Source organism: Phycisphaeraceae bacterium, from assembly GCA_019636735.1.
In the GTDB taxonomy this organism is placed as follows: Bacteria; Planctomycetota; Phycisphaerae; order Phycisphaerales; family SM1A02; genus VGXK01.
In genome coordinates, this window is sequence record JAHBWY010000005.1 from 37,368 (window position 1) to 49,600 (window position 12,233).

Annotated in this window: 8 protein-coding genes; 2 read left to right on the forward strand and 6 right to left on the reverse strand. The window is 65.0% G+C overall.

From position 1 onward, the window contains the following. Positions 1–16 precede the first annotated feature (16 nt). Both KF724_08160 and KF724_08165 read right to left on the reverse strand, forming a co-directional pair. On the reverse strand, positions 17–421 hold the full coding sequence (locus tag KF724_08160) for an acyl carrier protein (protein ID MBX3355656.1): 405 nt from the start codon (positions 419–421) through the stop codon (positions 17–19). Between the two features lie 49 nt (positions 422–470). Next, the gene (locus tag KF724_08165) at positions 471–866 is read right to left on the reverse strand and encodes a polyketide synthase dehydratase domain-containing protein (GenBank protein ID MBX3355657.1); all 396 of its coding nucleotides are present in this window, start codon (positions 864–866) and stop codon (positions 471–473) included. Between the two features lie 99 nt (positions 867–965). Here KF724_08165 and KF724_08170 point away from each other — a divergent pair, with 99 nt between their 5' ends. Further along, positions 966–4,028, forward strand: a complete 3,063-nt coding sequence (locus KF724_08170; GenBank protein ID MBX3355658.1) for a DNA translocase FtsK 4TM domain-containing protein — start codon at positions 966–968, stop codon at positions 4,026–4,028. Positions 4,029–4,077: 49 nt separating this feature from the next. Here KF724_08170 and KF724_08175 read toward each other — a convergent pair whose 3' ends face one another. Then, entirely contained in the window at positions 4,078–5,685 is a 1,608-nt protein-coding gene (locus KF724_08175; GenBank protein ID MBX3355659.1) for a multicopper oxidase family protein, read from the reverse strand. 266 nt (positions 5,686–5,951) lie between these two features. Here KF724_08175 and KF724_08180 point away from each other — a divergent pair, with 266 nt between their 5' ends. Next, positions 5,952–7,280, forward strand: a complete 1,329-nt coding sequence (locus KF724_08180; protein MBX3355660.1) for a threonine/serine exporter family protein — start codon at positions 5,952–5,954, stop codon at positions 7,278–7,280. Between the two features lie 71 nt (positions 7,281–7,351). Here the strand turns inward: KF724_08180 and KF724_08185 are convergent, their stop codons facing one another. The 3 genes from KF724_08185 to KF724_08195 form a co-directional block, all read right to left on the reverse strand. Next, the gene (locus KF724_08185) at positions 7,352–8,554 is read right to left on the reverse strand and encodes a M20/M25/M40 family metallo-hydrolase (protein ID MBX3355661.1); all 1,203 of its coding nucleotides are present in this window, start codon (positions 8,552–8,554) and stop codon (positions 7,352–7,354) included. Between the two features lie 138 nt (positions 8,555–8,692). Beyond that, complete coding sequence (locus tag KF724_08190; GenBank protein MBX3355662.1) at positions 8,693–10,255, reverse strand: AbgT family transporter; 1,563 nt, start codon at positions 10,253–10,255, stop codon at positions 8,693–8,695. Continuing rightward, positions 10,252–12,129: an SLC13 family permease gene (locus tag KF724_08195; protein MBX3355663.1), complete on the reverse strand. Its 1,878-nt coding sequence runs from the start codon at positions 12,127–12,129 to the stop codon at positions 10,252–10,254. Before KF724_08195 ends, KF724_08190 begins: the two co-directional genes overlap by 4 nt. Positions 12,130–12,233: the final 104 nt, after the last annotated feature.

A 12,233-nucleotide genomic window follows, 5' to 3' on the forward strand; every position in this document is an offset into this window, starting at 1 on the left:
CGTGCCCGAGGGACCGTCAGGTACCGAGCTTCCGCTCGACGAAATCGACCAGGCTCTTCACCGTGAAGGTGTCCTGAAGCGTGGCGACCGCCCGATCATGCTCGAAGGTGGTGAAGTCCACATGGGGCATCCGCTCCTTGAGCATGGCCATGCCCTTGTCCGTCACTCGCCCCGCTTCAACGAGCGTCGGGTCGGAGAGCATGTTCTCGGGGAAGAGCTCGCCCTGCGGGATCTTGAAGGGCCGTTCGGGCGTTGAGAACTTCTTCTCCAGCCGGAACATGATGTCCAGATAGTCGATGCTCTCGGCGCCCAGGTCCGCCTTGATTCGCGCCGTCGGCGTGACCTCGTCGGCATCCACACCCAATGCGTCACAGAGCACCTCGCGGACGCCGGTTTCGATCTCGCTTCGATTGAACGCCAAGTGCAAATCTCCTGACTTCTTCCGTGAAGCAGGCGGGGACGATTCCGCCCTACTCCCGTCTCAAGGGCCTCATTGTAAAGCGTCCGGAGACGGCGGTCTCTGCCGCCGCTCCCTGCCGGATCACGGTGGCCGATCCCCGAAATCCCGCCGCCGTCTCCCCGGGTTCGCCATCCAGAGTGACCTCAACCCGAAGGCTCTCCCCCGGACGGACCAGGCTGCCGTAGCGCATCGCCTTGACCTCTCCAAGGACCCAGGACGGGCACCCCCGGCTTTCGAGCAGCTTGCGGGCGGCCTGCACCATCGCCTCGACCATGAACACTCCGGGGAGCACCGGGAAACCGGGGAAGTGGTCTCCAAGGTACTCCTCGGCAAGAGTGACATTCTTGAGTGCCACCAGGCGATCCGGAGTTGCCTCGAGCACCGTGTCGATGAGCGCGAAGTGCATGCCGTTCGGGGCGGATGGTAGCAATGAACGGGGAAGATTGCCGTCGAAGCAACCGACGGCGATTCATCGGCGGAGGCCGCGGTTTCCGATATTGGAGGCATGGCCAGCAAGACCTCTCGGGCTGTCACGCGCCCCGCCGGTGATCGACTCTCAACCTCCTTCCTGAAGGCCCCCGGGTGGGGACGCCGAGTCGGATGGTTGGTACTGGCGGGCGCTTGGACGCTGCTCTTCCTGGCGCTCGCGACCTTCTCGAGCGCCGACTGGCCCTCGCGGTCGGTGGCCATGCACAACGATCCGCCCGCGAACCTCCTTGGCGCAACCGGCGCCCTCGTGGCGCATTGGGTCTACATCGCCGCAGGTCCCGGCATCTGGGTCGCGATGGCGGCGTTCGCGTGGATGCTCGGATTGATCGCGTCGGGTCGAGTGGTCACGCATCCTCTGGTGCGCCTGCTCGGTGTCTCGCTCCTCACCCTCTGTGTGAGTGCGCTTCTCGGGTGGTGGCTTCCGGTGCTCTCCCCCGTGGTCGGCGCCGAAGGTGGCGTGCTTCCCGCCTATGTCTTTGACGAACTCTCCGTCCGGTTCCCGCCGCTTGCGGTCGCGGGCCTGCTGCTGCTTGGGTTGCTGGTCGGTGCGATCGTCTCGATGGATGAACTTGTCTTCGCATTTCCCTCGATGGTGCGTCGCGCGTTCACCCTCTCGGAGCCCCTCACGCGACTCGACTGGAAGCGCCTCGGTGAACACCTTCCGCGCGGTCGTCAGCCGGTTCTTCGGAGCGCTGGCGCCGTCCTTGATGGCGGCGACATGGAGGGCGCGGTCGTGGTGTCGCCGGTCCTCTCAGGAAGCAAGGTTGCCCGTCGCAAGGTGAACGATCGCGATCTTGAAGTGGCCGACATGCTCGCGCGATCGGCGCGCGGCGGCGCGACGCTCGCGGATCACGACGAGGAAGAGACGCTCGACACTCCTTCGCGCTCGGCGCGCGGTGGGCGCGCTGGCGCCGTGGCCGATCATGAGGATGACGCCGAGGCCATCGATGAGCGCGGCGATGACCATGATGGCGAAGACGGCGAGTTCGACAGCGAGTTCGATGCCGAGGCGCGCAACCTCACGGCGGCTGAAGACTCCGAAGAGGATGATGACGCTGATGAGTCGCCCGCCGACGAGACCGACTCGGCGGAGGACGAGGGCGACGACGGGGTCGCGGACCACACCGCTGGCACCGAGACCAGCGCGGCGGCGAAGGAGACGCCCAAGCAGCTCAGCGCCGAAGAGCTTCGCGCACGCATCTCGAAGCTGCCCGTGCGCATGGCGAACCGCCGCGTCGAACAGGCGCGCGAAGAGGACATTCCGCGCGCAGTCGATTACAGCGGCTATCAGTTCCCGCCGCTTGAGATGCTCGAAGACCCCGAGGGGAACTTCTCCGAGACGATGGAAGCCTTCGTACGCGATCAGGCGCAGGTCCTGACCGAGGCGCTGCGCACCTATCAGATCGACGGCGAGGTCGTGGGCATCGAGAGCGGTCCGGTGGTGACGCTCTACTCCGTGGAGCTCGCACCAGGCACGCGCGTGATGCGCCTCGAGACGATCTCCAAGGACATCGCGCGATCGCTCCAGGCGCCCAACATCCGCATCATTCCCAACATGGTCGGTCGCACGGCCGTGGGCATCGAGGTTCCCAACCGGCAGAAGGAGCGCGTCCGGCTGAAGGAGCTCATGTCGGGCGGCCAGGCGCAGAGCATGGTGCTTCCCATGTTCCTCGGCAAGGACTCCGCCGGCGAGCCGATGGTGGTCGACCTGACGCGCATGCCACACATGCTCATTGCCGGCACCACCGGCAGCGGCAAGAGCGTCTGCATGAACACCATCATCATGGGATGGCTCTACACCAAGCGTCCCGACGAACTGAAGATGGTCCTCGTCGATCCGAAGATGGTCGAGATGAGCCAGTTCTCCGACATTCCGCACCTCATGTGCCCGGTCGTCACCGACATGAGCAAGGCGGCGGGCATCCTCGAGTGGGCCGTCGAGAAGATGGAGGAGCGCTACGAGCTCCTCAAGGATGCCGGCGTGCGCGACATTCGCTCCTACAACGACCTTGGCGAGGAGGAGCTGATTGTTCGTTTCAATCCGCAGAATGATCTCGAACGGGCGAAGATCCCCAAGAAGCTACCCTACCTCGTCTTCGTGATCGACGAGCTCGCCGATCTGATGATGACCAACAAGGAGGTCGAGCACTCGATCGTCCGCATCGCGCAGAAGGCGCGGGCGGTCGGAATCCACCTGATCGTGGCGACGCAGCGCCCCCAGGCGAATGTCGTGACCGGCCTCATCAAGAGCAACATGCCCTGCCGCATCAGCTTCAAGGTGGCCAGCGGCATGGATTCGCGCATCGTGCTCGACCAGAAGGGCGCGGAGCTGCTGCTCGGGCAGGGCGACATGCTCGTCCTCACGCCGAGCTCGAGCGAGCTGCGCCGCGCTCAGGGCACGCTCGTGACCGATGGCGAAACGCGAAGCGTCGCGCGTTTCCTGAAGCAGGTCGCGGCACCATCCTTCGAGCGGCAGCTCATCGCGATTCGAGGCCCCGGCGCTCGCGGCGGCGAAGTGAGCGAGGGCGATGGCGGCGACCCCGGCATGATGGAGCGCGATCCGCTCTTCGACAAGGCCGTCGAAGTCATGATCGAGAGCGGCCGCGGCAGCGTGAGCCTGCTCCAGCGGCGGCTCGCCATCGGCTATGGCCGTGCCAGCCGGCTCGTCGACCAGATGGGCATGGCGGGCATCCTCAGCGATCACAAGGGTTCGGTGGCGCGCGAAGTGCTCATCACCCTTGAGGACTGGCAGCGCATGAAGGCCATGGAGGCCGAGGATCTCGCCGAGGCGGAGGAGGTCGATCCGATTCCGCCGAGCCAGCGCGAAGCTCGTGCCGCAGCCGACGCAGGCCGGGGCTCGCCTGCGACCTCGACCGCGCGCAGCGCGCATGGCAACGAAGCCGATGAGGATGACGAGTCCGATGAGCCCGACGACTCGGACGACACCGACGAGCGTCATGTTCGCACAGGCGGCGCTGACGCCAAGTCACTCGCCACGGGTGATCTTGAGTATGTCGAGGGCGAAGAGGATGACCACTCCGGCGTCCCCGATGAGTTCGACGGCGAGTTCCGCCAGTAGTCCGGTCAGTCTCGGCGCGTGGACCTCGCAGCGAGCGTCGGGCCGGGGCTCATCGGCGGGGCAGTGAGCTTGGCAGCGAGAAGGTGTCCTCGGAGAGATACCACTCCGGCTTCGGTACGCCCTCGTACTCGATGACGGCGAGCATGCCCGCTGCCTCGTGCCAAGTGATGTGACAGTGCATCATCCAGAGGCCGGGATTGTCGGCATCGAACTGCACCTTCACAGTGGTGCCCGGCATGACGAGGATGGTGTCGCGCATGGCGCCATCAATCTTCCGACCATCGATCTCGACGACCTGGAAGACATGCCCGTGCAGATGCATCGGGTGGGACATCATCGTCCGGTTGGTGAACACCATCTCCACACGCTCACCCTCCTTCACGGAGAAGCGGGGCCCGTCCGGCCATCGGCCTCCGCTGAGATTCCACTCGTATCCCGCCATGCGACCGTCGAGCGTCACATCAAGCGTTCGGTCGACTTCGCGGGGCGACAGTCGACGCAGCGGTCGAAGCAATCGCTCCTGCCGGTAGCCGACACCGATGGCTCCGGAGGGCTTCGTTGCCTGCGGCGGGAGTTGCGGGATCGCCGCCCCCGGCGTGGCCAGGACGATGGCCGCAACAAGCGTGGATCCTTCTCCCTGCGCCAGGACCGGCACGGCGGCTTCCCGCTCGGGCATTCGCAGCAGAACATCCATGCGCTGCGCAATCGCCAGCTCCGCCGATTCAATCGGCAGCGGCTCGATCGGCTCACCGTCGACCGCCACGAGCGTGCCGGTCAGACCTCCGAAGCAAGCGGTGAAGTTCGTTGAAGAGGAGGCATTGATGAGTCTGAGTCGCACCAGATAGCCCGGCGCGGCGCGCACGACTTCCGCGTTCGAGATGGGCCGACCATTGGCGAGCACCGCGTCGTAGTCCACATCGTTGAGATCGGGGGCGGGCTTCGACGCTTCGCCCGAAGCGCCGTGCTCCATGCCCTTCATCTCCTTCATGTCCTTCATGTCATCGCCCGGCGCCGCAGGTTCCTTCGCCCCAGGCAACGGCGCGACCCCGCTCATCGACTTGGCTCGCAACTCGGCGAAGACCTCGGGTGGGCTGCGTAAGAGGAGATCCGTGAGCATCATCACCACATCCTGCGCTGCCTCGATCGCCTCGACGACGCTATCCCCCTTGCCCTCACCCTCTGATTCATGCCCATCCGCGCTCGCCGGCGACCGAGCGATCCGGGCCGACCGCGGCTCGATCACGATCGGCACCGCCAGTTGATCCTGCAACTGCCAGCCGTAATGGGAATGGAAGAAGTAGGAGCCGCTCTGCACGGGCACGAAGTCGTAGATGAGGGTGCCGCCCGGAGGAACAGGGAGCTGCGTGACGAACGGCACTCCATCCTGCGCGTTTGGCAGGATCAGCCCATGCGGATGCATGCTCGTGGGCAGGCTCGACTCATTCACCAGCTCGATGCGAAGCCGATCTCCCTCGCGGGCGCGAATCACCCGTTCGCCAGCGTCGAGTATCACCTTGAAGACGGGCGTCGTTCGGCCGTTGATCTCAAGCTCGCCCTCACGGATCACCATGCGCTGGGTCGACTCCGCTCGCGTGTTGTTCGGCGGGTCGGGGAGAGTCGCGGACAGCGCGGATGCCGAGGGCGCCGCGAGAGTCATGAGAACTCCGAGTGCCGTGGCCGACACGAGCGCTGCCGGAGATGGAGAAGAAGCGCTCCCCGCGAACACGCTCCGCAGGCAAGCATCATGATCAGGGCCGAACGCACGCTTGAGTGATCGGTGCATCGGTGCAGCGTAAACCCTCGGGCCGTCGAGCGAGGGCGCCCGGCCGCTCTACCGCCTATGACTCGGCGGCGAGTGGCAGGCATGGAGCAACGCCCGGCTCCGCCACGATGTCGGCCCCTGGTTGCTAGCATCGTCGGCCGGTGAGCGCCGACGCGACCAGCCCGAATGCTCCCGCCGCACCTCCGAGCGAGCCGTCAATCAACGCGCCTGAACTGCTCGAGTTCATGGTTCGACTGGCGCAGGCCTATCTCGCCTGCGGTGAGCAGACGGCCCAGGTTGAACTCTCGCTGCGGCGCGTCGCCTCGGCGATGGGAGTGCGACGATCGCGCGTGGTCGCCTTCCCGACCGCCATCTTCATCTCGCTGCACGCCCCTGATCGCGAGCATGTCACGATCGCCGAAGGGCCGATCCAGATGCTGCGCCTTGATCAGATCGGACAGGTGTACAGCCTCGGGACCGAGGCGCAGCGCGCCGGCGCGCTGACGCCTACTGAAGGCTTTCGTCGGCTCAACGAGGTCCTGCGGCAGACTCCCCGCTTCGGCGCCGTCGGCTCCGTCGCGGGTCACACGGTCCTCGCCGCGGGACTTGCGATTGTCCTGGGCTCATCGATCGAGAACCTGATTGCCGCGAGCGGTCTCGGGCTCATCATCGGCCTGCTCAAGGTGGCCAATCGCAATCGACCGATTCTCGCCGCGCCGCTGCCGGTCGTAGCCGCCGCGATCGTCTCGGCGATCGTCTACTTCGCGATGGGTCGCGGTTACGACATCGACCCGCTGCATGCGCTCATTCCACCGCTCATCACCTTCCTCCCCGGAGCCATGCTCACCTTCGGAATGATCGAGCTGGCCTATGGCGACATGGTGAGCGGATCGAGCCGTCTGTTGACAGGCGCGGTTCAACTTGTGCTGCTCGCATTCGGGTTGGCCGCGGGCGCCATTCTTGTCGGAGTTACCGCCGAGCAGATGCTGCTTGACACGCAGGAGTGGATCGCTCCGGCGTGGCTGCCATGGCTGGGAGTGGCGGTCTTCATCGTCGGCGTCTGTATTCACTTCTCAGCGCCTGCCCGGGCGCTGCCTTGGATGCTGCTCGTCGCGCTCCTGACCTTCGCGACGCAGCGGCTCGCGGCCACCACCATCTCCCCAGTCACGAGCGGCTTCTTCGGCATGCTGGTCGCAACGCCTGTCGGCTACCTGATCCAGCAACGCTTCCGCGGGCCGCCGTCGATGGTGACCTTCCTGCCGAGCTTCTGGCTCCTGGTGCCGGGGTCGCTAAGCCTGATGAGCGTCACGCGACTGCTCAGCGATCGCCCCGCCGGATTCGATGGACTCGCCGACGCGACCTTCGCCATCGTCTCGATTGCGCTAGGCACGCTTGTTGGCGCATCGCTCTACAAGTGGCTGACCGACCAGTTCGGCTGGTGGCAGCTCCGGGTCGGGCGCGTTGGCCGACTGTTCGGGCGCGGACAATGAGCGAATCGCATCGGCGCGCTGGTCGCCGTGCGTCGGTTCTGACGAGTGCGTGAACTGCCAGCGAGCGTCGCTCACTCGTCCAGCGTCGCGATCGTGACGGCCAACTCGCAGCCACGGATGAACTCGGGGATGTCCACCCACTCCTTGACGGTGTGGATCTCATGCTGACCCGCGCCGAAGGTGACGGTGGAAAGCCCGTGACGGACAAACCAGTTGGCATCGAGACCGCCATTGGAGAAGAGCAGCTTCGGTGTCGCTCCAGTCGCCTTCACGGCTCGCATCGCTTGCTGGACGGCGGCGTCACTCTTGGGGAGTTCGAACGGCGGATACTCCGCCTTGCCCTTGAAGACCACCTTGGCTCGGCCACCGCTCGAATCCTTCACCGTCCGACCAGCCAGCTCGAAGGCCTTCTTGTACGCCGCAGTAATCTCGGCGGCGAACTTGGCATCGCGGCTTCGCGTCTCCCCGCGCACGAAGACATAGTCGGTGACGACATTGGTCGCATCACCTGCAGCCTTGCGATCGTGTCCGGCAAAGATGCCGGCGTTGCTCGTTCCCGCGCGACGACCCTTGACCACCTTGCCCCACCAGCCCCCGCGGTGCGCTTCGGCGAGGGCGATCGAGGCCACAAGCATCGATGAGATGCCCTTCTCCGGGGCCACGCCCGCGTGCGCTGCCTTGCCGTGAATCTCGACCTCCCAGCTCTGGGCTCCGACCGCGCCGGTGATCAGCTCGTGGGCGTACTTGGCATCGACATTGAAGCACTTCTTGGCGCCGCCGAGCTTCTTCGGATCCATGTACTTCGCGCCCTGCAGACCGCTCTCCTCGCGCACGGTGAAGAGCAGCGTGATCGGCGGGTGAGTCAGCTTCTTGCGAATCAGCGTCTCCGCCAGCGCGACGAGCACCGCGCAGCCGGTTCGATTGTCACCACCGAGCCCCGTCTTCCCCGCGGGCACGATGCGCTGTCCGCTCTTCTTCGGCTTCGCGCCGCGCACGATCGGAACGACATCCATGTGGGTCGCGAACACGAGGCGCTCGCCATGTCGGGTGCCGGGGAGGTTCACGAAGAGATTGCCCGTCTGGGTGGGCAACGGGATGCGGCGGTGGGCATCATCGAAGCTGATGGCGGACGCGGGCACGCCGATCGCGCGCAGCCGCTTGATGATGGTGTCCCCGATGAGCTTCTCCTCACCGCTCTGCCCTTCCACGGCAAGGAGCGCCATGAGATGGGCTTCAGCGGCACGAGCATCGACGAGGGTCTTTGACTTGGGCATGTCTTTCTCCGGGCGTGAGTGAACAAGTTGGGCGCTGTGGTCAGTGCGAAGGTTCGAACGCGGCTCAGATCGGGTTGCAGTGAGAATCCACCGCCGAGGTGGCCATGCAGCGCCGTGGATCAGGACGCTCGCGAGTGATCAGGAGATCCCCCATGGCAGTCCCAGCAGGTGCCAGAGGACGAAGAGGGCTGTCCAGACGATGAACATCCAGGCGACAAACGGCAGCATCAGCGCCACCACGGTGCCGACTCCCGCCTTCCGGTCATACTTCTGTGCGAAGGTCACAATGAGCGCGAAGTACGCATTGAGCGGTGTGATCACATTGACCGGCGAGTCGGCGAGGCGATAGGCGCTCAGCACGGCAGCCGGGTCAACATCGAGCTTCATGAGGAGCGGCACGAAGATGGGCGCAAAGAGCGCCCACTTGGCGATTGCGCCGGTGATCAGCAGATCGAGGAGTGCGACCACCACGATGAAGCCGAGCAACAGCACCAGCGGCGGCAGCCCCGCATCCTTGAGCAGATTCGAGAGCCCCACCGCCAGCAGCGACGCCATGTTGCTGTAGTTGAAGTAGGCGATGAACTGGCTCAGCACGAAGAGCAGCAGGAGCAGGCTTCCGAGGGCACCGACCGCTTTCTCCATGGCCTTGATGACCTCGGTCGCAGACTTCATGGTGCCGGCTCCCACGCCGTAACACGCGCCGACGACCAGGAAGACCACCATGATGAACGCGATCAGACCATTCATGAAGGGCGAGTTGCCGATCAGGGATCCGGTCTCTGGGTCCCGCAGTGGTGCGCCCGGCCACGCAGAGAGCGCCACGAAGAAGGCGATCGACGCCAGCAGCCCCACGAAGGCAAATCGCAGGCCGCGAGGCTCATTCCCGGCGTCACCGGGCTTGCCCGTCTCGGCGCCGCCGGGAACTTCCGGATCGGCGTCCTCGGGCTTGTACTTCCCAAGCCGAGGCTCGATGACGCGCTGCGTGATGAAGGTGATCAGCAGCGTGAGCACGATCACCGACGCGATCGAGAACCAGAGCGTGGCGGCGAGACCGATCTCCTTCGATGGATCGACCACCCGGATGGCGTCGTTCGTGAACTCGGTGAGGATCGCATCGAGCGGCTTGATGAGCATGTTGACGGTGAATGCACCCGCTACGGCCGCGAAGCCCGCCGCAAGACCGGCAATCGGATGTCGACCGACGCTCAGGAAGGCGGTTCCCGCCAGCGGCACCAGCACGAGGTAGCCCGCATCGGCGGCGATGCTCGAGAGGATGCCGACGAACACGAGGATGTAGGCAAGCGCCGACGCGGGCGACACCGCCACGAGCTTCCGAATGAGCGCACGGATCAGGCCCGACTCCTCCGCCACACCCACGCCGATCATGGCCACGATGATCAGGCCGACGGCGGTGAATCCCATGAAGTTGGGAATCATGGCCGCGTACATGAAGCGAATGCCGTCGCTCGAAAGCAGACTCTGCGCGGTGACCGTGGTCGTGCGAATCTCGTTCGTCTCCTTGTCGATGAACTCCTGGGTCACCGAGACACCGAACAAGGTGAGCAGCGCCGACACGACAACGACCGCGACCGTCAATCCCACGAAAAGAAGCACCGGATGGGGCACCTTGTTGCCAACGCGCTCAACGACATCCAGGAAGCGCTGCATGACACCACGGGGCGCCGAGGCGGATTGACTCATGGTGATGGATCCTCAATGAGGATGGATGGGGGCGCCTGAAGGTCCGGCGGCAGAAGCCATGGAACCATCAGGACGGTCACAAGAAGAACGATGATGCTGAATGGCACTCCGATCCTGACGAAGTCACCAAATCGGTAGTTGCCCGGGCCGACGACGAGCGTGTTGACCGGCGACGAGACCGGCGTCATGAATGCGGTGGATGCGGCCAACGCGACGGTCATGCCGAAGGGATAGGGCGACATGCCGAGGTCCTTGGCAATGGCGATCGCCACCGGTGCCATCAGGACCGCCGTCGCCGTGTTCGAAATGAAGAGACCGAGGGTCGCCGTCACCACGAAGATCGCCGCGAGGGTTCCATGCACACCAAGATTGCTCGTGACGGCGTTCAGGGCGCCGGCCCCTAGATCGACTCCGCCGGTCTTCTGAAGCGCGATCGAGAAGGGCAGCATGCCGACGATCAGGACGATCGTCTTCCAGTCGATCGCGCGATAGGAACTGGTCATCGTCACGCACTTGAAGGCGCCCATCATCAGGCAGCCGATGAGCGCCGCGATCACATTCGGAGTCCACCCGGTGATCATCAGGACAAGCACCACGGCGAGACTGATGACGGCCAGCGGCGCCCGTCCCGGCGCGGCAAGCTGGTCCTTCACCTCGACGGGAAGCCGCATGAGTTGAAGGCCGTTGTCATCGGCGTTCAATCGTTCGAGCCTCTTCCACGGTCCGACCATGAGCAGCGTGTCGCCCTCCCGAAGTCGCTGATCCAGCAGACTTGCACTGCACGCCTTCGTGCCGCGCCGCATGCCGATGACCGTCGCGCCGACGCGACTGCGCAAGCCAGCCTCGACCACCGTCTTCTCGACGAGGTCGGAGCCGTAGGGCACGATGACCTCGGCCAAGCCGATCTCCTGCGCGCGATCGCTGAAGTAGTCGCTTGCGAGCGGGAGCGGCGTCAATGAGAAGCGCTCGACGACGGCGGCCATGTCGACCGAGGCGCCGAGGACATCCAGCAGAAGGACATCGCCCGCTCGAAGTTCGAGGGCCGGCCTGGGCTGGATCAACTGATTGGACAAGCGACCGCGTCGTTCGACCGCGATGATGTTCACGCCGGACGACGCGCGCAGATCGAGTTCGCCGAGCGAGCGCCCCACGAGGGACGAGGCTTCGCTCACCCGCAAGCGATGCTCGCGCGCGGCCAGGTCGTACTCCTTGATCCACTCCGTGAGTGTCTGCCGAGGCGCGGCCGAAGGACCCGCGGAGCCGTCGCCCGCGGGGAGCCAGCGTCGGGCAATCAGCATGTAGCCGATACCGAGAATGAGCACCGGCACACCGAACGGCGTGAAGCTGAAGAAGCGGAAACCATCGAGACCGCTGCGCTGAAGCTCGGAGTTGACGACGAGGTTGGGTGCCGTCGCGACCAGCGTCATCATGCCGCTGATGAGCGCCGCGAAGCTGAGCGGCATCATCAGGCGACCGGGAGAGGTTCCCGTCGTCTGAGCGATTCGAAGCGCCACGGGAATGAAGATCGCGGTGACGGCGGTTGAGCTCATCATCGAGCCGAGACCACAAACCACCACCATGAGCAGCGCCGTCAGCTTGACTTCGTTCGAACCCGCCTTGATGGAGAGCCAGTCGCCGAGCCACCGTGCGACTCCGGTGCGAACAAGCCCATCTCCAATGACGAAGAGCGCCGCGATGAGCACGATGTTCGGATCGGCGAATCCTGCCAGAGCGTCACGCACCGGGATGATGCCGAGGAGCGGCATCAGCGTGAGCATGATCAGCGCCACGGCATCCATGCGCGGACGGTTGATCGCGAACATCACGATCGCCGCCACGAGAAGGCCCAGCACGATGATGAGTTCAGTGGTCAACGCACATCCGTAGTCGCCGAGGACTCAAGTCGGGGGAAAGCGTACCGAGCAGAGCAAGAGCTGTCTCTCGGCGAACCCCGTTGGGCTTCATCAGGAGCACATTG